Below are 19,665 nucleotides of genomic sequence, written 5' to 3'. Positions count from 1 at the left end.
CCGTACGGGGCCATGGTGTAGCGCCCTACCGGGCGCACCACATTGGCCCCGTCCGGGGAAGCTGGACGGTCTGGCGACTGCCCGACGAGGAGATCTGCTTATCCGCCAAGACCACTCGCTCACACTTCAACGCCACCAGCGCGGTTCCCGGATGGGGCGAAGGGTGATCCGGTGGTTTTGGGCGAACCAGCGGGCTAGCTGCGTCTCGATGACCAGGTGTTCGCTGGCGGCGTGTGAGACGCCGATCAGGGTCATGCCGGTGTTGGCTGCGAAGGCTTGCACGGCGGCGAACTTGCGGCGTCCGTAGTCGCCCTCTATGCGTACGTGCAGCTCACCGGTCAGGTACGCCTGGGCGCCCATGCGTTCGGCCAATGCCATCTGCTCGACGTGATCCCCGATGCCGCCGACTACCGCGATACGGGTCACCGCGTCGTGGACTGCTCCCTCGACCTCGACGGTGTCCACCGCAAAGATCTCCCGGGCGCGGCGTACGAGAGCGTTGCTGCTGATCGTCGGAATGTCGGCCACGAGCCCCGCGTGGCCATCGCCATACGGCCAGAACTGGTTGACGACGGTGCCGCTCAGCGCTTCGACGATGGCAGCGGCGGTGCCGACCCGCAGGGAGGTGTCCATCGGGGCGTGGCAGGCGTACATCGACAGTTCGCGCTCGGTGATGGCCTTCAGTTGGGTCGCGTCGATCGGCACGAAGCCCTCTGCCCAGGTGTCGTCTTCGGGTGAGCCGTTGCGCACGTCGATCGGGTGGTGGGTGACCAGAAGGTCGCCGCGCTCGGCCACGGCCAGCCAAGCGTCGACGACTTCGGCCGATGGGAAGCAGGCACCGTACACGGTGCGAACGGTCGGGTGGCCGCGGCGCATGAGCCCGTTGAACCGTTGGGCGAAATGCGGCTCGACGAACGCCCGCCAGTCGGTGCCGACCTTGTCGTAGACCCGGGGTAGGTGCCGGCTCATCGCGGTGTCGGGTGCGGACGCGTCGAGGGCGAACAGCTCATCCAGGGCGGCGACGATCCGATCGAGATCCACAACCATCCCCGCACCCTACGACGTCACCGGGCCGGAGTTCACCTGCAATCCGGTAGGCGTCGGACCACACCGATGTCGGTGTACGCAATCGGTCCGGTGGCCGCGATGGGCCATCCACGGGCCAGTAACCGTGGCGCACAGCGGTCATGAGCGGGCACGAGCGGCATTCGGCTCTGCCGCCGACCGCAGGCGTTTCGGGCACCACGGCCCGTTGAGCACGCTCTTCCAAACTGACGGTGCGGGTTCGATTCCCGTCGCCCGCTCCACCCACGAAGGCCCAGGTAGACCGCATGATCGCGGCACCTGGGCCTCTTCGCTTCTCCCCCATGTTGGATCTTGCGTGCCATCCGCGTGCCATTCACCGTCGCCGTCGGCCCTCGCCGGCGATCCGGCGGTCCATCGCGCCAGCGATCTCGCGATCGCGCTCGCTGGTGGCGTGCTGGTAGATCAGGGCGGCGCGCATGGTGGCGTGTCCCATGCGGTGCATGAGCTCCCGCGTGCTGGCCCCCGCCGACGCGGCGAGCGTGTTTCCGGTGTGACGCAGGTCGTGGAAATGGAAGCCAGCCAGGCCCACCGAGGCGACAGTCTTGGTCCAGCTGACCGCCCGCCCGAAGTTGCCGGAACGCAGCGGCGCACCCTTCGCCCCGGTGAAGATGAGCTGTGCAGGGCGGAACACCCTCATGCGAGATCCGGATGTGCGGTTGCGGAGGCTGGGTTGTCTACAGCTCGGACGTGGACAACCCAGGTGAGCGCCAGTCTCGCCGCACCTCGAGACCGTCGGTGTCTCGCTCCAATGCGGCAAGCACGTCGACGGCGTCGAATGCCTCTCCCGGTGCGACGGCGCCGGGGCCGCGGTGACGCCCGTCGAGGAGTCGAACGGCGCCCTCGACGACGATGGGTGCGGTGACGGCATAGATGTCACGGCCTGCGGCGCTGATGCGTCGGGTGCCCGAGGAATGGCGTACGACGACGTCCACGACGAACTGCTGGGTCGAGCGTCCGCGCTCGTCGGCCGCGGAGGGTGGTGGCGTCGCGGAGTCGCGGAGGTCGTGGAGCGGGGCGGTGTTCAGGTAGGACCGGAGCTCGCCGACGTCGAGATGCCGGTCGATCGTGATGACCTCGGAGAACGGCACCTGCACGACGGGCTGGTCACCGAGCGGCTCCGGGTAGGACCACGTGCCGGTCGGCGCAGGGCTGGCCAGCGGGGTCACTACGCCGCTGCGGATCACCTGGCGGACCGCCGTGTTGCGCGCGCCGGTGGCCCGAGTGCCCTCGGTCGGCCACCAGCGGTCAAGCCCGATCGCGACCTCGACCTCGTCTGCCCGGGATTCCCCGTCGAGTGCAGCGGTGACGAGCAGGTCGGCCAGGCCGCCGTAGAAGGCCATGGCCGGAACGACGGCGACGCCGGCGTCACGAGCCGAGGCGTCGAGCTCGCGGTAGAGCTGCTGCACAACCGGTTGCTCGGCCGTCACGTCGAGGTAGTGGGCGCCGGCCTCGACAGCGCCTCGTGCGAGCGGGACCGCGGTGTCGAGGAACGGCCCGGCGCAGTTGATGACCGCGCCGACGCCGGCGACCGCCTGCCGTAGCAGGGCGGAGTCGTCGAGGCCGGCCACGCGGCGGTCGAGAGCGGCATGCCGCGGCGCGACGGCAGCCAGCCGCTCAGCGCTGCGCCCAGCCAGCACCGGCGTCAGCCCGCGCCGTAGCAGCTCGTCGACAACGAAGCGCCCAGTGTGACCGGTGGCGCCGTAGACCATGACTCGTTCAGATGCGTTCACGCATACCATCGTCAGGTGCGGGGCCGCACGCAGACGAGTGTCGGAAACGACGCCGTGCGTATAGTTTCGGACATGCCCCGGGTTGCCCTCGCCATGCACGGCTCAGCGATGCTCTACGAGGTCGCGATCGCCTCGGAGGTCTTCGGCGTCGACCGCTCGGACCTCTCCCCTAGCGGCGAATGGTACGACCTCGTCGTCTGCACCGCAGACGGGGTCGCGCACCCCTGGCTGCCGAACCTGCCCACCGCGTCGTACGCCGAGATAACTCGAGTCGACTCCGTCGTCGTGCCGTCCACCGACAGGCTCGACGCGGAGCCGGACCCGGAGCTCCTTGAGGCACTGCGCGTGGCACAAGGGCGCGGCGTGCGGGTCGCGTCGCTGTGCACCGGCGCGTTTGTGCTGGCGGCCGCCGGGCTCCTCGACGGTCGCGTCGCGACCACTCACTGGATGCACGCTGACGAACTGGCCCGCCGATACCCCCGGGTCGATGTCCGAGCCGACCTGCTCTATGTCGACGAGGGCGACCTCCTCACCTCGGCGGGCAAGACGGCGGCCCTCGACCTCTGCCTCCACCTCGTACGCCGTGACCTCGGTGCCACTGCGGCCAACGGGATCGCGCGGCGGCTGGTCGTGCCCACCCACCGCAGCGGTGGGCAGGCGCAGTTCATCACCCCGCCCGCCGAGCCGCGCAACCCCGACGGACTCGCACCCACGCTCGAGTGGGCACGGGCCCGCCTCGACAAGCCGCTCGCGGTGGGCGACCTCGCCGGGCACGCCAGCCTCAGCAACCGACAGCTCGCACGCCGGATGCACGCCGAGTTCCAGGCCCGGCCGCTCGACTGGCTGCACCAGCAGCGCATCGCTCGGGCCCAGGAGCTCCTCGAACGCACCGACGCCTCCGTCGAACAGATCGCCGCCAGCTGCGGCATGGGCACCGCCGCCACCCTTCGTCGGCACTTCCACCGCAGCGTCGGCGTGTCCCCCACGGCGTACCGGGCGACGTTCCGGCTCGCGTGACCCTGACTGCGATCTCATAGCGCGCCAGCCGCAGACGCCGCTCGCTGAGATCGGCGTGTAACCAGCCGGCGTGGGCGGATCTGCCGCTGGTCGTGGCTCGACATCTGGCGCAGCCCGGGCGTGATGGGTGGCCACTGCCGAATTCTTCTCTTTGGAATCAAGGCGGCCCGCAGCCGGGCCGCGCCGGCCCGGCCCCGGCCTGCTGGCGACCTCCGGCCGGCATCGGCCGGGCCGGCCGGCCACACCAGGAACGGCAGCAGATGTTGAGCTAGTCGGGAGCCTGTTCGGAACCGATGTTCCACGCGTCGGACGCAACGTCGATTGGTTCGTCGACCCAGGGCTGCACGATGGACGCTATCTCCGCCGTCACCGGCCACTCGTACATGATCCAGCCCTCTTCGGTCATGTTGACATGAGCCCGGAGCGGCACGACAACTTCTGGTGGCAGGGCCCATGACCGTTCGAGGAAGCCGTCCGCGTTGAACTTCTCGACCACGTTCACGGCGTTCATCGCAAGACCATAGCTGGAGCTCCGCCCCAGACCCCGGCCGTCCTCAGAGATGCCGCCGCGGATCCCCTCGCCGGGCACCACGCACAGGCTGGCGGTTCCGCAGGGTGAGTCTTCTGCATGCTTGCTGCAGTCCGCACTGCCCGCGACTAGCTAGCTTGCTGGCAGTGGGTCGAGCCGCCACCGCAGTTCCCTCGCGGCCAGGTACACGTGGGAGTACTGCGCCATGTCAGCAGGTGTCCGAATATCACCTGTGGGATCGAGGTCCAGGTGCAAGAGGCCAGCGTCGTCCCGCACCACCTGGGGCTGATCGAGCATCACCCAGGAAAAGGTGTTGATGTCAACAATCTTGCGGTGCACCAAGCCCTTTAGCTCGATCGTGAGCTGTACCCATCCGGGCTCGGACGCGTGCCAGACGTCGACGACCACGGAAGCAGATTGCGCGGCATCGGGTCCGTACGTTGACCTCAGCGTCAGCTCCCGGATGCATCCGTCGCCGCAGTCCACGACCGTGAGAAGGGCGGGAATAGGTTCCGGCGTCAGCTCACGCCAACCCTGCCCCGACACGTCCGAAGCTTACCCATATTTGCAAGGCAGAGGGCGGCCGGCCCGTAGCCGCCTCCTGACCGTCAACGGTCCGCACTCAGTCCGCAGGAGGTCGACGGACGGCGGGGGAGCGGTGAGAGATGTCGAGAGGTGTTTCCGCTGCTAGACGCCCAGGTGTCCAGGCCGGCGGGGCGGGCAACTTGATCTCATAATTCCTCGGTCGCCGTGCCATCCACGTGCCAGTAGCCCGTACCTCGGACAGTCGCCAGGGGGCACGAACGGTCACGCACATCGTTCCTTGACCTGGCCCACCAGGGCCTTATCGGCCGTGATCTTCGTCCTTCCAAACTGACGGTGCGGGTTCGATTCCCGTCGCCCGCTCCACCAGCCTCCGGCCCAGGTCAGAGGCTGTATCCCCCAATCCTGGTCCGGTCGACCACTCCCCCGCTTCGATCTTGCGGGCCATCCGTGAGCCACTAGCTGCTCTGGCCGCCCTTGCGCCGGGCCTGCCGGGCGATCCGCCGATCCATGGCCGAGGCGATCTCGCGGTCCCGCTCGCTTGTCGCGTGCTGGTAGATCAACGCCGCCCGCATGCTCGCGTGCCCCATTCGCTGCATCAGCTCGCGAGTGCTCGCGCCAGAGGCTGCGGCGAGGGTGTTGCCGGTGTGCCGCAGGACATGGGAGTGAAAGCCGGGCAGCCCCAGCGCTGCGACAGTCCGCGTCCACTTGACCGCCCTGCCGAAGTTGCCGGACTGCAGCAGCGCGCCCTTGTCGCCGGTGAAGACCAGGGCGTCAGCATCGGCCGCGGTGAACTCGGCCAGATGCGCCCGATGCCGCCCGCGGTTCACCTCGCCGGGCACCACAAGGGCTACCAGCCTCCCCGGACGCAAGGTCGTTCGTCCGGTAGGGCGCTCCACCTTGTCCCCGTCCGGTGAGGCTGAACGGTCTACGACTGCCCGACGAGGAGATCCGCTTCAGCGCTTGGCCTTGTTCTGTTACGCCTCAGCCCGCCGTGGCTATCCGCGGGGGCACATGCCCAGGGCATCGCGCTCCCAGTCGCTTCCTGCGAGAGCGACGGGGTAGGTGACCTCTCTGACACGCTTGTCATCGGTCTCAACCGAAAGCCGTAGCGACAATGGCTCTGGCTGGAAGGCGATCGAGCACTCGAACCGCAGCTCGACCAGGACCTGACCGGTGCCGCCAGGGGGTAACAGCCGGAGTTGCCCCGTGTTGCGTACCACGACGCCCGGCCTCTCTGCTTGAACCGCGCGAACCGTGATCGGCGCGGGGCCGGCGTTGATCAACATCAACTGCCCGGGCAGTTGGACCGATCCCTCGGAGAACGAGCCTCCCAAGTTGGCCGATTGAGGTAAGGCCACGAGTGCGACCACGGCGTTCCGCTCCCGCTGATCACGCGAGTCTCGCAGCTGGCTGACGCCGAAACCGCCAAGCACAACGCCGACCACGAACGCAGCGACGAGCCGCAGGGTCATCTTCCGTCTGGCCATGAGGCGGTCATGGGTGGTGGTACCCGACTTCGCCGGCTGGTGATTCTGCTCGTCCAGGTCGATCACTGCATGCTCCGCGACACGCGCGTCAGCCTAGGGTCTCTTTGACCGACGCGTCGCCCGGCCGTACAGCATCCGTACAGCCGAGGCCATCCGCAGACGCCGACCAAGCCCGACGACAACAGACAGGCTGACGAGGCGCGCGGAGGCAGGACCAGCAACACGGCCGGTTGAGCGCGCTCTTCCAAACTGACGGTGCGGGTTCGATTCCCGTCGCCCGCTCCACACCCCTCCTGCCCAATTCAGAGGCGGTGCACCGCTTCGCCGCCGACAGACCCGACGCCCGCGCGGGCGGATCAGTCGGCGGGGGCGCCGAGGCCGCGGAAGACGGCCAGGGTGGCCGGGTCGTCGATCGTCGCCGGGACCGGCTCGTCCCGCCCCTCGACCAGGCCGCGCATCGTCCGGCGGAGGATCTTGCCGGACCGGGTCTTCGGCAGCGCCGGCACCACGGTGACCCGGCGGAACGCGGCCACCGGGCCGATCCGCTGCCGGACCCGAGCGACCAGCTCACCGGCGAGGGCGTCCGGGTCCACCTGGGCGCCGGCCTTGAGCACCACGTACCCGCTGGGGACCTGGCCCTTGAGGGCATCCGCGACCCCGATCACCGCGCACTCGGCGACCGCCGGGTGGCCGGCCAGCACCTCCTCCATCGCCCCGGTGGAGAGCCGGTGCCCGGCCACGTTGATCACGTCGTCGGTACGGCCCATCACGTAGAGGTAGCCGTCGGCGTCGAACCGGCCGCCGTCACCGGTCAGGTAGTGGCCGGGGAAGGTGGACAGGTAGGAGCGGACGTACCGCTCGTCGTCGCCCCACAGGGTGGGCAGGCAGCCGGGCGGCAGGGGCAGCCGGATCACGATCGAGCCGTCGGTGCCGGCGGGGACCTCCCGCCCGCCGCCGTCGACCACCCGGATGTCGTACCCGGGCACCGGCACCGACGGGGAGCCGGACTTGATCGGCAGCGGCTCCATGCCCAGCGGGTTCGCCGCCACCGGCCAGCCCGTCTCGGTCTGCCACCAGTTGTCCACCACCGGCACGCCCAGCCGCTCCCCCGCCCAGGCCCAGGTGTCCGGGTCGAGGCGCTCACCGGCCAGGAAGAGGGTCCGGAGACTGCTCAGGTCGTACCCGGAGATCAACGCGCCGTCCGGGTCCTGCCGGCGGATGGCCCGGATCGCGGTCGGCGCGGTGAACAACGCGTCCACCCGGTGCTCGGCGACCACCCGCCAGAACGCGCCCGCGTCGGGGGTGCCGACCGGCTTGCCCTCATACAGCACGGTGGTCGCGCCGGTGAGCAGCGGCGCGTACACGATGTAGGAGTGGCCGACCACCCAGCCCACGTCGGAGGCGGCCCAGAAGACCTGGCCCGGTTCGATGCCGTAGACGTTCCGCATCGACCAGCGCAGCGCGACCGCGTGCCCGCCGTTGTCCCGCACCACACCCTTGGGCCGGCCGGTCGTGCCGGAGGTGTAGAGGATGTAGAGCGGGTCGGTGGCGGCGACCGGGACGCAGTCGACCGGTTCCGCGTCCGACATCACCTCCTCCCAGGTCAGGTCCCGGCCGGGAAGGAGCGGCGCGGGACGCTGCGGCCGCTGCACGATCACGCAGTGCGCGGGGCCGTGCGCCGCCTCCGCCAGCGCGGCGGTGAGGATCGGGTGGTAGTCGACGACCCCGTCCCCCTCGATGCCGCAGGAGGTGGCCACCACCACCGCCGGCCGGGCATCGTCGATCCGGACGGCCAGCTCGTGGGCGGCGAAACCGCCGAAGACCACCGAGTGCACCGCGCCGATCCGGGCGCAGGCCAGCATCGCGATCACCGCCTCCGGCACCATGGCGAGGTAGAGCAGCACCCGGTCGCCTCGGCCGACGCCGAGCCGGCGCAGCGCCCCGGCGAACCGGGCGGTTTCCGCCAGCAGCTCCGCGTAGCTCCAGGTGCGTACGGTGCCGGTCACCGGGCTGTCGTGGATCAGCGCGGGCTGGTCGCCGCGACCGGCCGCCACGTGCCGGTCGAGGGCGTTGTGGCAGGTGTTCAGCACCCCGTCGGGGAACCAGCGGTACAGCGGCGCCGCACTGTCGTCGAGGATCCGCTCCGGCGCCCGGAACCAGTCGATGTCCGCCGCCGCGTCCCGCCAGAAGCCGGTCGGGTCGGCGATGCTCCGCTCGTACGCTGATCGATACGCGCCCATGGACTCATGCTGGTCCGCGGAGGCCGGGCGGCACGACGGCCGGCCGGGGTCGGTGCGCCGGACGCACCGCCCGGATCGCCGAACGGCCGGCCGGCCCGACCTTGAGCGGCGGCTCAGCCGGTCAGGTCTGCGGATGAACCGCGCCCCGCCGGGTAAGCAGCCGCCGTCCTGGTGGAGTGACGACCGGCGTCGCGGCGACCCGCGACCGGACGCGCGGGCGGGCGGCGTGACGCCGACCCGCCCGCGGGTACCGCAATCAGTTGCCGGTGACCCAGTTCCAGGCCGTCACGACCCACTCGGTCTGCTGCAGGTAGGCGACGCCCACGCCGGCCAGGAAGAGCGCCGTCACCAGGTGCGCGCCGCGAGCGCTGCGCCGCACCCGGCCCAGCTGCCGCTCCCAGATCAGCCGGCCGAGCAGGCGGGAGAGCGCGAAGAGACCGACCGCGGTGAACAGGCTCAGCACGAAGGTCAGCAGCGGGGCCGCCAGGTCGCCCCGGCCGGAGATCGCCCAGATGCCCCAGCAGACGAAGGCGAATAGGCCGGCGGCCGCGCTCCACTCGCCACCCCGGCGCAGCTGGGCCAGGTGCCAGCCCATCGGCCGGCGCGGGGCAGGGCCGCCGGACCAGTCGGCCGGGTCGACGGCGGGGAACTGGTCGGTGCGCGGGGTACGCCGCTGCCCCACCGCGGCCACCCCCCGCCGGAACGCGTCCCGTTGCGCTGGCACCCCGACACCGGGCTGCGGCGGCACCTCCACGGTGCGCTCCGCCCACGGCTGGGTCTGGTCCGCCATCTCATGTCCTCCCCCTGACCGACGCCGGCCACGGTTCCGAGGGTAGCGAGCCGGCAAATCGGTCGCCGACCCCGACGGTGATGGGTTACACACATCCGATGAGCGACATGGTGGTGCCCCGCGCCGAGGACTTCGACGAGATCGCCGGGCTGCTGGCCCTGGCCTTCCACGGCGGTATCGACCCAGAGCTGCGGGAAGTCGAGCGGGGGATCTTCGAGCCGGAGCGCGCGCTGCTGGTCCGCGACGGCGCCATGGCGGTCGCGCACGCCGCGGCCTTCACCCGGGAACTGGGCGTGCCCGGCGCCAGCGTGCCGGCGGCGCATGTGACGATGGTCTCGGTCGCCTCGACCCACCGCCGCCGGGGCCTGCTCACCGGTCTGATGCGCCGCCAGCTGCGGGAGATCCGCGACGCCGGCCGGGAGCCGATCGCGGTGCTCTGGGCCAGCGAGGGCCGGATCTACCCCCGGTTCGGCTACGGTCTGGCCGCGCAGCGGCTCACCATCAGCTGCGACACCACCGAACTGCGCCTGCCGGAGCCGGCGTCCGTCGCAGGCACGCTACGCCTGGACCAGCCGGCCGCGCGGCAGGCCGAGCTGGCCCGGCTGTACGAACGGGTGCGCGCCGACCGCCCCGGCTGGTCGGCCCGGGACGAACGCTGGTGGCGGTACGTGGTGGCCGACGTGAAGAGCCTGCGGGAGGGGGCCACCGAGCGTCGGGTGCTGCTGCACGAGGGGCCGGCGGGGCTCGACGGGTACGCGCTGTTCCGGACGAAGGACGAGTGGGACCGCACCGGCCCGCGCGGCGAGGTCCGGGTCGACGAGGTGGTCGCGGAGAACCCCGACGCTTACCTGGCGCTGTGGCGGCTGCTGCTCTCGATCGACCTGACCCGGCGGCTGTCGTTCCGTACCGCCGCCGTGGACGAGCCGCTGCTGTGGCTGCTGAACGAGCCGCGGCAGCTCGACGCCCACCTCTCCGACGCGCTCTGGGTGCGGGTGGTCGACGTGCCCGCCGCGCTGGCCGCCCGCCGGTACGCGACCGACCTCGACGTGGTGATCGAGGTGACCGACGAGCTGCTGCCGGAGAACGCCGGCCGGTGGCGCCTGGTCGGCGGCCCGTCCGTGGCGACCTGCACGGCCACCGGCGAGCCGGCCCAGCTCGGCTGCGACGTACGCGCCCTCGGCGAGCTCTACCTGGGCGGCGCCGGGCTCGGCGCGCTCGCCGCCGCCGGCCGGGTCCGGGAACTCGTGCCGGGGACGCTCGCCGCGGCCGGCCCGGCCTTCGGCTGGCACCGTGCCCCGGCCCCGATGGAGATGTTCTGACCGGCATGGCGGGCCGCCGAGGCGGTACGGTCGACCGATGGGTGATGCGGAGCGACGGCGCCGCCGGCTGCGGCACCACGGCGAGGTCGAGAGCGGATCGCCGGCCCCGGACGGGCCGAGCGTGACGACGGCGCCGGTGCACGACGAGGCGGCCCGCTCGCGGCGCGCCGGCCTGCCCGCCGACGAGGGTGAGCGGGGGCTGCGCGGCCTGGTCGGCTCCGGGTCGTCGCAGGTCGGGGTGACCGCCGCGCTGCGGGCGCGGGACGCGGCCAGGCCCACCGACGCGGACCTGGCCGAGGCCGAGGCCCGCGTGGTGATCGTCCGGCGCAACTGGGTCCCCCGCGAGGACCTACCCCGCTCTGGCCGCTGACCCGGTGCCGGGTCAGGCCGGCAGGTCGGGAAGCTGGCGGGTCTGCTCGTAGGAGGCGACCTGAGCGATCCGCCGGGAGTGCCGGGGGTTGCCGGAGAACGGCGTGGTCAGGAACGCCTCGACCAGGGCGGTCGCCTCGTCCAGGGTGTGCTGCCGGGCGCCGACCGCGACGATGTTGGCGTCGTTGTGTTCCCGGGCGAGTTGCGCCGTGTCGATGTTCCAGGCGAGCGCCGCGCGGACGCCGGCGACCTTGTTCGCGGCGATCTGCTCGCCGTTGCCGGAGCCGCCGATGACCACCCCGAGGCTGCCCGGGTCGTCGACCACCCGGTCACCGGTGTGCAGGCAGAACGCCGGGTAGTCGTCGTCGGGGTCGAAGGCGTGCGGGCCGACATCGACCACCTCGTACCCCTGCGTGGCCAGGTGGTTGGCCAGGTGCACCTTCAGCTCGAAACCGGCGTGATCGGATCCCAGGTAGACGCGCATACCGCGCAGTCTCTCAGGCTGGCCCCGTGCCGCCGCGCGGGCGGCGGCACGGAGGCGAATTCGTCACAGCTCAGCGGGACAGCTCGGCGACCACCAGGCCACCGCGGGCCTTCGGGGTGAACCAGGTGCTCTTGCGCGGCATCTTCTCCCGGGCCAGGTTCACCGCCACGAAGTCGTCCACGGTCACCGGGGCGACCAGCACGGCCAGCTCGGCCCGACCGGAGTCGACCTCCCCGGTGAGCCAGCTCGCCGGGTAGTCCCCGCCCACGTAGGTGATCCGCTTGTCGCCCGGGTCGAGGCCGAGCGCGTCGCGCAGCAGCAGCCGCTCGACCAGGGCGTGGTCGAGGTTCTCCAGCCGGCCGCCGTCGACGTGCGGCAGGGTGACCGCGTACCCCTGGCCGGCGAGGTAGAGGTGGACGTCGCCGCCGGCCGCCGGGACCTCGACCGGGCCGTCGATCGGGGCGATCTCCGCGCCGGCCGTGCGGAGCCGGTCGAGCAGCTCCTCCGGCGTGGTGGTCAGCTCGCTGACCAGCCGGTTGTAGGGCTGGATCGCCACCGACGCCGGCGTGGTGATCACCGAGAGGAAGCGGAGCAGCCCGCCGGTCTGGGCGGCCAGGCTGCGGTGGTTGCCGTCGGCGACCACCAGCTCGCCGCCACCGGCGAGGGCGGTCAGCTCGTCCTGCTCGGGGCCGGGGCCCAGCAGCCAGATGGCGTGCGTCCGCCCGGACTGGTCGACGTCGGTCGCGGCGGGCGCGCCGGCCGACTCGGTCGCCGCCGCGAGCGCGGCGTGCAGCTCGTCGCCGCGCCCGGTCTGCAGCAGCAGGACGGGCGACAGCAGGTGCCCGAGCGCGTCGGCGAGGGCGACCCGCTCCCGCACCTTGGCGATGAAGACATCCTCGTTGCGGATCACCAGACCTGGCTCGTCGGCCCTGGTGGAGATCTGGTCGGTGCCGACCATGGCGAAGAGCCCGTACGCGGACTCCTCCCCCGGCGCGCTGATCCGGTAGAGCACCACAACCTGCTCGGCCGGGGTGTAGCTCCCGTCCGCCTTGGCCTCGACCAAGCGGGCCACCGCGTCGGGCAGGGCGTCGAGGAAGGACTTACCGAGGCTCTCCGGCGCCCGGTGGGGCATCTCGATGCCGAGGGCACTGTGCGGGTTCGCCTCGATGATCGCGGTGATCTCCGCGTCGTCGGCGAACTCGTCGTAGTTCTGCGCGCCGGTGCCGCCAGTGGTGATCCAGGCCCGGGCGATCGGATGCACGACCGTCATGCCCACCGACGCTACCCGCGGGCCCCGGCCCGCCGGACCCGGACCCTCACCGCGTCCACCTGATGAAAGGCCGCGGTCAGCCGTTGCGGTCGAGCGGGGCGTGGGCGCCGCGGTGCCCGCCGGGCACCGGCGTGGAACCGGGGCGGCGGCCGGGGACGGAACCGGCCGGGCCGGACGGGTGGGACGCCGCCGTCGACCCGGCGAGCCGGCCGGTGGTCGCGCCAGCCGGCACCGGACGGCCGGCCGCCGCGCCGGGCCGGACCGGGCCGGGCACGCGGGTCGAAAGGCCCACCTCGGCGGGCGGGGTCATCCGGGAGGTGGCGACCACCCGGGCGACACCGACCACGATCGGCGGGGCGAGCAGGTCGACCATCTCGGCGGGCAGGGACGGACGGACGGACGGCCAGTCGGCCTCGTCCACCGACCAGTACGTCGCACCGGAGTCCTCGGTCGCCGTCTCCTGCGGCGCGTCGTCGGACGTAAGGCGGTGCTTACCCATGGGAATGCCTCCAGGAGCTGCCGGGGTGCGGCCCCGCAGGCCGCCGGCGGGGACACCCGGTGAAACGAGCCCCGCACCGGCCCGGTGACGCCGGGGCCGGTACGGGGCTCGGGATTGTCGCGGAGGCGTACCCGCCGGGCTCAGTCGAAGATCGGGCCCAGCTCGCGGGAGCGCTTCAGCTCGTAGAAGCCCGGGGTGCCGGCGACCAGCAGGACGCCGTCCCAGAGCCGGCCGGCCGCCTCGCCCTTCGGGGCCGGGGTGATCACCGGGCCGAAGAAGGCGACCTTGTCGCCGTCCGGACCCGGGGCGTGGATCACCGGGGTGCCCACGTCGGTGCCGACCGGCCGCATGCCCGCCTCGTGGCTGGCCCGCAGCGCCTCGTCGTACGCGGTGGAGTCGGCGGCGTCGGCGAGCGCCGGGTCCAGCCCGACGTCGGTGAGCGCGCCGGTGAACATCTCCCGGCCGAGCGGCTCCTTGCCGAGGTGGATCCGGGTGCCCATCGCGGTGTACAGCTTCGCCACCGCCTCCTGGCCGTGCGCCTGCTCGACGGCGATGCAGACCCGCACCGGCCCCCAGCCGCTCTTCATCAGTTCCTGGTACTGCTCGGGCAGGTCCCGGCCCTCGTTGAGCACCGACAGGCTCATCACGTGGAAGCTGATGTCCACGGGCCGGACCTTCTCGACCTCCAGCAGCCAGCGGGACGTGATCCACGCCCACGGGCACAGCGGGTCGAACCACATGTCCACGGCGACACGTTCGGTCACGGTGAGATCCCTTCACGACGGGTACGCCGGTGAGCCCGGCGCCTCCCCCGATCCTCACCCCGGCCGGCATCGATCGGCACCGGAATGAGAGCGTGACCTGGACCACCGAAGGTGTCGGTGCATGGAAGACTCGAACCGGACCGGCCGCCACGAGCGGGTCGGGGAGCCCGGGGCCGCCGGGCGCGGCGCGAGTGGGATGGAGACGAACAGTGCCGGGAGTGCGCAACCTGACCCAGGTCGAGGCCACCGAGCGGGCCCGCCTGCTCGAGGTGACCGGGTACGACATCAGCCTTGACCTGTCGACCGCCGTGCGGGCCGAGGGCCGCACGTTCCGCTCGGTGACCGAGGTCCGGTTCCGCTGCGCCGAGCCGGGAGCGACGACCTTCATCGAGGTGGCCGCCGAGTCGGTACGGTCCGCGACGCTCAACGGCGCACCCGTCGACACCTCCGGCTGGTCGGCCGAGAAGGGCCTCGCGCTGTCCGGTCTGGACGCGGAGAACACCCTGGTGGTGGAGGCGGACTTCGGGTACTCGAACAGCGGGCAGGGCCTGCACCGCACGGTGGACCCGGTCGACGGGGAGACGTACCTCTACAGCCAGTTCGAGACCGCGGACGCGCAGAAGGTCTTCGCCTGCTTCGACCAGCCCGACCTGAAGAGCGTCTACACCTGGCACGCCACCGTCCCGGACCACTGGCGGGTGGTCTCCAACATGCCGGTGGACCGGGAGGAGCCGGCGGGCGAGGCGCTGAAGACCGTCCACTTCGTCGAGTCCGCCCGGATGAGCACCTACATCACCGCGCTCTGCGCCGGGCCGTACCACGAGGTGCGGGACAGTCACGACGGCATCGACCTGGGGGTCTTCTGCCGGGCCTCGATGGCGCGGTACCTGGACTCCGACGACTTGTTCCTGATCACCAAGCAGGGCTTCGACTTCTTCCACGAGCAGTTCGGGGTGCGCTACCCGCTGCCCAAGTACGACCAGCTCTGGGTGCCGGACTTCAACGCCGGCGCGATGGAGAACTTCGGCTGCGTCACGCACGCCGAGTCGCACTACATCTTCCGCTCCCAGGTCACCGACTTCGAGTACGAGCAGCGGGCCAACACGATCCTGCACGAACTGGCGCACATGTGGTTCGGTGACCTGGTCACCATGCGCTGGTGGAACGACCTGTGGCTGAACGAGTCGTTCGCCGAGTGGGCCAGCCACTGGTGCAACACCCACGCCACCCGGTTCACCGAGGCGTGGACGACCTTCCTGTCGATCCGCAAGAACTGGGGCTACCGGCAGGACCAGCTCTCCTCCACCCACCCGGTGTACTGCGAGATGCCGGACCTGGAGGCGGTCGAGGTCAACTTCGACGGCATCACGTACGCCAAGGGCGCCAGCGTGCTCAAGCAGCTCGTCGCGTACGTCGGCGAGGAGCCGTTCCTGGCCGGGCTGCGGGCGTACTTCGGCAAGCACGCCTGGGGCAACGCCACCTTCGACGACCTGCTCTCCGAGCTGGAGGCGGCCTCCGGCCGGGAGCTGCGCAAGTTCGCCGCGCAGTGGCTGGAGACCGCGCAGGTGAACACGCTGCGCCCCGAGGTGACCATCGGCGACGACGGCGCCTACCAGCGGGTGCTGGTCCGCCAGGAGGCGCCGGCCGGGTACCCGACGCTGCGTACCCACCGGATCGGCGTGGGTCTCTACGACCTGACCGACGGCCGGCTGGTCCGCCGGGAGCGGATCGAGGTCGACGTGACCGGGGAGCAGACCGAGCTCACCGCGCTGCACGGCAAGCCCGCCGCCGACGTGCTGCTGCTCAACGACGACGACCTGACGTACGCCAAGCTGCGGCTGGACGAGCGGTCCATGGCGACCGTGGTGCAGCACCTCGCCGGCTTCGAGTCGTCGCTGGCCCGGGCGCTCTGCTGGACCGCCGCCTGGGACATGACCCGCGACGCGGAGCTCGCCACCCGCGACTACGTCGCGCTGGTGCTGGCCGGGCTGCCCCCCGAGACCGACATCAACCTGGTCACCGCCACGCTGCGGCAGGCGACCACCGCGGTCACCTTCTACGCCGACCCGGCGTGGGCGCCGACCGGCTGGGCCGAGCTGGCCCGCACCGCGAAGGACGCGCTGGTCGCGGCCGAGCCCGGCAGCGGCTTCCAGCTCGCCTGGGCCCGCGCGTACACCTCCGCGGCCCGCTCCGACGAGGACCTGGCGACGCTGCGCGGCTGGCTGGACGGCGCGGAGGTGCCGGCCGGGCTGACGGTGGACACCGAGCTGCGCTGGACGGTGCTGCAGGCGCTGGTGGCCAACGGAGCGGCCGGGGCCGCCGAGATCGAGGCCGAACTGGCGAGCGACCGCACGGCCAGCGGCGAGCGGGAGGCCGCGTACGCGCACGCGCTGGTGCCGACCGCGGAGAACAAGGCGACGGTGTGGGCGCTGCTCACCGGCCCGGAGGCGCTGCCGAACTGGCGGCACCGGGCGCTGCTGCAGGGCTTCGCGCACCCGGCGCAGGTGGACCTGGTCGCGCCGTACCGGGAGAAGTACTTCGCGGTGGTGGACCAGGTCTGGGCCAGCCGGGACAGCGAGCCGGCGCAGGAGTTCACCCAGCTCGCCTACCCGGCCTACCTGGTGGAGGACGAGACGGTGGCGGCGACCGACGCGTGGCTGGCCGGCGAGGGTCACCCGGCGCCGCTGCGGCGGCTCGTCGCCGAGGGCCGCGACGGCGTGGTTCGCGCGCTGACGGCCCGCGCGAAGGACGCCGAGAGCGCCTGATCGAGCGGTACGCACGAAGCCCGGCCCGCGTGGATGCGGACCGGGCTTCGTCGTACGACGGGGCGGGCTCAGCCCTTGCCGGCGTGGCTGGCCAGCTGGTCGAGGCCCTGGATGATGCCGCCGGCCAGGTCGCCGCCGCCGAAGGACGCCACCATGGAGAGCGCGGCGAGCTTGGCGTACGTGTCCGGGATGCGCTTGCGCGCGTACCGGCCGGTGACGACCTCCAACTGCCGTTGGTTGGGCGACACGGCGATCAGGACCGACTTGTCGGGCTCGGCGAGCTGGCGGTGCAGTCGCTGGGCGTGCTCCCGGATCGGCTCGTCGAGGCCGCCCACGTAGACCGAGAAGACCAGGCCGGTGCCCTGGTCGGCCAGGCGGAGCGCCTCGTCGATGCGGAGCAGCTGGCGGGTCGAGAAGGGCCCGTCCAGCACCTCGGGCGGCGTACCCGTCCCGACCTGCGTCTCACCAACGGTCACTTGCGCCTCCGGTTCCACCGGCCGGCGCCTCGATGCCGGCCTGCTCAAGCTTGTGGCTGGTCAGCGCCGGCGCCTGCGCGCCCGCCGCCAGCGCGGTGCCGGCCGAGTCGGCCAGCTGCTCCGGACGGCCCAGGAACCAGACCGGAGTGAAGTCGAAGGGCCGGCCCGGCCGGTAGCGCTTGGCGCCGCCACCGCCGCCACGGCCGCCGGCGAGTGCCAGTCCGGCGATCACCAGCACCGCGGCCGCCGGGATGCCGACGTAGACCAGCAACGTCTCGGTAACAGACAACCTCAACGCCCCCAGGCGGAAAGAGAGACCAGGAATTCCGGGTCGGGTGGACGATCAAGGAGACCATTCCCCGACTCCGCTTGTGGTATTCACGTTAGCGGAGTCGACGGCCCGCCAGATTGCGGGGTGGTGATCCCATCCGCCACTCGCGTGCTCGAGTTGCGCGGCAGTGGCGATCAATGTCGCGTCGGCGCCGTACCGGCCGGTGAGCAGCACCCCGACCGGCATGCCGTCGGCGGTGCGACCGAACGGCAGGGAAACGGACGGTTCGCCGGTCACGTTGAAGATGGCGCAGTACGGCGAGAACCGCCGCTGCCGGTCGAAATCCTCCGCCGGGTCGAGGGCCGCGAACGCGCCCACCGCCGCCTGCGGCGTCGCGAGGGTGGGGCAGAGCAGCAGGTCGCAGCCGGCGGTCCGGTGGGCGCCGAGGCGTACCTGGGCCTGGAGTTCGCCGAGGGTGGCCATCAACGCGCCGGCCGCGACGGCCGCGCCCCGGGAGCGCAGGAACCGGGTCAACGGCAGCAGCTCGCTCTCCCGCTCGGGCGGCACCGGGGAGAGCGCCAGGACGTACCAGACGGTCTCGAAGAGCGGCCACGCCGCGGGGCCGAGCGGCGCAGGCACCTCGACCACCTCGTGGCCGGCGGCGGTGAGCGCCGCGGCGGCCCGGTCCACGGCGGCCACGCAGTCGGGATGGACCGGCTCCTCGGCGAGCATCGGGGTGATGAAGCGGCCGATCCGCAGTCGTCCCGGCGCGGCGTCGCGGGCGGCGCGCAGGTGACCCCCGGCTGGCCGGGCCGGCGGCAGGTAGGGCTCGCCGGGCACCGGCTCCGCCATGACATCGAGCAGCGCGGCGACGTCGGCGACGGTCCGCCCGATCGGACCGGCGATCGGCAGGCCGAACGCGCCGAAGCCGAGCGGGCCGCCGGAGACCAGGCCCCGGCTGGGCTTGTAGCCGACCAGGCCGCAGAGCGACGCCGGGATGCGCAGCGAGCCGCCACCGTCGGAACCCTGGGCCACCGGCACCAGCCCGGCCGCCACGGCGGCGGCGGCGCCCCCGCTGGACCCGCCGGCCGTGTACGAGAGGTCCCACGGGTTGCGGGCCGGCGGCGCGACCAGCCCCTCGGAATAGAGCGAGCAGCCCAGCTCGGAGGTGGTGGTCTTGCCGAGGCTGACCAGCCCGGCGGCCTTGATGAACCGCACCACGTCGGCGTCGAACGGCGGCACGAAGTCGGCGAAGGCGGCCGAGCCGAAGGTGGTCCGCACCCCGGCGGTCAGCGTGAGGTCCTTGATCGCGGTCGGTACGCCGTGCAGCGGACCGCGTTGCTCGGCGGGCACCGCGTCGGCGGCCCGGGCGGCCTCGACGGCCAGCTCCGGCGTGACCGTGACGAACGCGCCGACCGTGTCGCCGAGCGCGTCGACGCGGGTCAGGTGGTGCGCGACCAGCTCCACGCTGGACAGCTCGCCGCGGGCGATCGCGGCGGCCTGTTCCAGCGCGGTCAGGTCGTGCGGCTCGGCCATGCCGTCATCCTGCCCGGACGATCCGCCCGGCGCACTTCTCACGCGCCGAGCCGTCCGGCCCCGACATCTGCGCCGCCCACCCGACCTGCGGCGACGGACCTGCCACCCTCACCAGCCGGGGCCGGAGATGGCGGCCCGAGCCGGGGGCGACGGCTGGGGTGAGGGGTTGCTCTACATCCTTTGCTCTGCTGCAGCCCACGCAACACTGGCGGACCCCGGGTGTTGCCGTCGCTGAAGCAGAGCAAAGGAGGTGCGAAGCAGTCCGGCTGCTGGGCGGCAGCGGCTTGTCGCGCTGGTCGGACTCAGGAGAGGGTGCCGAGCGGTGCGACCCACTCGGACCGGTGATCGGGAGCTCGATCATAACGAGGTCGTGCACGATTAGGACCCGGTAGTGCTTGTATGCCGGGTTCGGTTTGGTGGTTTGCTTACCGTTCGGCGCAGCGGTCGGAGACCAGTCCGGCGATGGCGAGCGTGGTGTCTTCGAAGT

20 protein-coding genes are annotated in these 19,665 nt (G+C 72.0%); 4 read left to right on the top strand and 16 right to left on the bottom strand.

Annotation, left to right across the window (positions count from 1 at the left end; genetic code table 11):
- Positions 1 to 126 precede the first annotated feature (126 nt).
- The 3 genes from SLP03_RS29675 to SLP03_RS29665 all read right to left on the bottom strand — a co-directional run bounded on the left by SLP03_RS29675 (position 127) and on the right by SLP03_RS29665 (position 2,915).
- Positions 127 to 1,047, bottom strand: coding sequence for a Nif3-like dinuclear metal center hexameric protein (locus SLP03_RS29675; protein ID WP_319463954.1), 921 nt, complete (start codon positions 1,045 to 1,047; stop codon positions 127 to 129).
- Positions 1,048 to 1,399: 352 nt separating this feature from the next.
- Positions 1,400 to 1,723, bottom strand: coding sequence for a tyrosine-type recombinase/integrase (locus SLP03_RS29670; RefSeq protein ID WP_319463953.1), 324 nt, complete (start codon positions 1,721 to 1,723; stop codon positions 1,400 to 1,402).
- A 37-nt stretch (positions 1,724 to 1,760) separates the two neighbouring features.
- Positions 1,761 to 2,915 carry a saccharopine dehydrogenase family protein gene (locus SLP03_RS29665; protein ID WP_319463952.1) on the bottom strand — a complete coding sequence of 385 codons (1,155 nt, stop codon included), beginning with the start codon at positions 2,913 to 2,915 and terminating at the stop codon, positions 1,761 to 1,763.
- On the opposite strand from SLP03_RS29665, the gene SLP03_RS29660 reads away from it, so the two are divergent.
- Positions 2,889 to 3,833, top strand: a complete 945-nt coding sequence (locus tag SLP03_RS29660) for a GlxA family transcriptional regulator (RefSeq protein ID WP_319463951.1) — start codon at positions 2,889 to 2,891, stop codon at positions 3,831 to 3,833. The two genes, SLP03_RS29665 and SLP03_RS29660, sit on opposite strands and share 27 nt — an antisense overlap.
- Before the next feature lie 268 nt (positions 3,834 to 4,101).
- Here the strand turns inward: SLP03_RS29660 and SLP03_RS29655 are convergent, their stop codons facing one another.
- The 6 genes from SLP03_RS29655 to SLP03_RS29630 form a co-directional block, all read right to left on the bottom strand.
- Complete coding sequence (locus tag SLP03_RS29655; protein ID WP_319463950.1) at positions 4,102 to 4,344, bottom strand: hypothetical protein; 243 nt, start codon at positions 4,342 to 4,344, stop codon at positions 4,102 to 4,104.
- A gap of 150 nt (positions 4,345 to 4,494) precedes the next feature.
- The gene (locus SLP03_RS29650; RefSeq protein ID WP_319463949.1) at positions 4,495 to 4,908 is read right to left on the bottom strand and encodes a hypothetical protein; all 414 of its coding nucleotides are present in this window, start codon (positions 4,906 to 4,908) and stop codon (positions 4,495 to 4,497) included.
- Positions 4,909 to 5,363: 455 nt separating this feature from the next.
- Positions 5,364 to 5,747, bottom strand: coding sequence for a tyrosine-type recombinase/integrase (locus SLP03_RS29645; RefSeq protein WP_319463948.1), 384 nt, complete (start codon positions 5,745 to 5,747; stop codon positions 5,364 to 5,366).
- 156 nt (positions 5,748 to 5,903) lie between these two features.
- Entirely contained in the window at positions 5,904 to 6,461 is a 558-nt protein-coding gene (locus SLP03_RS29640; protein ID WP_319463947.1) for a hypothetical protein, read from the bottom strand.
- Between the two features lie 290 nt (positions 6,462 to 6,751).
- On the bottom strand, positions 6,752 to 8,635 hold the full coding sequence (locus SLP03_RS29635) for a propionyl-CoA synthetase (protein ID WP_319463946.1): 1,884 nt from the start codon (positions 8,633 to 8,635) through the stop codon (positions 6,752 to 6,754).
- 256 nt (positions 8,636 to 8,891) lie between these two features.
- Complete coding sequence (locus tag SLP03_RS29630) at positions 8,892 to 9,425, bottom strand: hypothetical protein (protein WP_319463945.1); 534 nt, start codon at positions 9,423 to 9,425, stop codon at positions 8,892 to 8,894.
- Between the two features lie 98 nt (positions 9,426 to 9,523).
- On the opposite strand from SLP03_RS29630, the gene SLP03_RS29625 reads away from it, so the two are divergent.
- Positions 9,524 to 10,744 carry a GNAT family N-acetyltransferase gene (locus SLP03_RS29625; RefSeq protein WP_319463944.1) on the top strand — a complete coding sequence of 407 codons (1,221 nt, stop codon included), beginning with the start codon at positions 9,524 to 9,526 and terminating at the stop codon, positions 10,742 to 10,744.
- Positions 10,745 to 10,781: 37 nt separating this feature from the next.
- On the top strand, positions 10,782 to 11,114 hold the full coding sequence (locus SLP03_RS29620) for a hypothetical protein (RefSeq protein ID WP_319463943.1): 333 nt from the start codon (positions 10,782 to 10,784) through the stop codon (positions 11,112 to 11,114).
- Positions 11,115 to 11,126: 12 nt separating this feature from the next.
- On the opposite strand, the gene SLP03_RS29615 is transcribed toward SLP03_RS29620, so the two are convergent.
- From SLP03_RS29615 to SLP03_RS29600, 4 genes are all read right to left on the bottom strand, one after another.
- Positions 11,127 to 11,597: a ribose-5-phosphate isomerase gene (locus SLP03_RS29615; RefSeq protein ID WP_319463942.1), complete on the bottom strand. Its 471-nt coding sequence runs from the start codon at positions 11,595 to 11,597 to the stop codon at positions 11,127 to 11,129.
- Positions 11,598 to 11,667: 70 nt separating this feature from the next.
- Positions 11,668 to 12,867: a DUF1015 family protein gene (locus tag SLP03_RS29610; RefSeq protein ID WP_319463941.1), complete on the bottom strand. Its 1,200-nt coding sequence runs from the start codon at positions 12,865 to 12,867 to the stop codon at positions 11,668 to 11,670.
- Positions 12,868 to 12,943: 76 nt separating this feature from the next.
- Complete coding sequence (locus SLP03_RS29605) at positions 12,944 to 13,366, bottom strand: hypothetical protein (RefSeq protein ID WP_319463940.1); 423 nt, start codon at positions 13,364 to 13,366, stop codon at positions 12,944 to 12,946.
- A 140-nt stretch (positions 13,367 to 13,506) separates the two neighbouring features.
- Positions 13,507 to 14,130, bottom strand: a complete 624-nt coding sequence (locus SLP03_RS29600) for a disulfide bond formation protein DsbA (protein WP_319463939.1) — start codon at positions 14,128 to 14,130, stop codon at positions 13,507 to 13,509.
- 218 nt (positions 14,131 to 14,348) lie between these two features.
- Between SLP03_RS29600 and pepN the strand changes: the two genes are divergently transcribed.
- Positions 14,349 to 16,895, top strand: coding sequence for an aminopeptidase N (gene pepN, locus SLP03_RS29595; RefSeq protein ID WP_319463956.1), 2,547 nt, complete (start codon positions 14,349 to 14,351; stop codon positions 16,893 to 16,895).
- A 68-nt stretch (positions 16,896 to 16,963) separates the two neighbouring features.
- Here the strand turns inward: pepN and SLP03_RS29590 are convergent, their stop codons facing one another.
- The 3 genes from SLP03_RS29590 to SLP03_RS29580 form a co-directional block, all read right to left on the bottom strand.
- Positions 16,964 to 17,371: a DUF5130 family protein gene (locus SLP03_RS29590; RefSeq protein ID WP_319463938.1), complete on the bottom strand. Its 408-nt coding sequence runs from the start codon at positions 17,369 to 17,371 to the stop codon at positions 16,964 to 16,966.
- Complete coding sequence (locus tag SLP03_RS29585; RefSeq protein ID WP_319463955.1) at positions 17,358 to 17,642, bottom strand: hypothetical protein; 285 nt, start codon at positions 17,640 to 17,642, stop codon at positions 17,358 to 17,360. Before SLP03_RS29585 ends, SLP03_RS29590 begins: the two co-directional genes overlap by 14 nt.
- 72 nt (positions 17,643 to 17,714) lie before the next feature.
- The gene (locus tag SLP03_RS29580; RefSeq protein ID WP_319463937.1) at positions 17,715 to 19,178 is read right to left on the bottom strand and encodes an amidase; all 1,464 of its coding nucleotides are present in this window, start codon (positions 19,176 to 19,178) and stop codon (positions 17,715 to 17,717) included.
- Positions 19,179 to 19,665 lie beyond the last annotated feature (487 nt).

Source organism: Micromonospora sp. RTP1Z1 (assembly GCF_033804685.1).
GTDB lineage: Bacteria > Actinomycetota > Actinomycetes > Mycobacteriales > Micromonosporaceae > Micromonospora.
The sequence above is the reverse complement of the archived record's forward strand: the minus strand, read 5'-3'. Positions and strand labels throughout refer to the sequence as shown.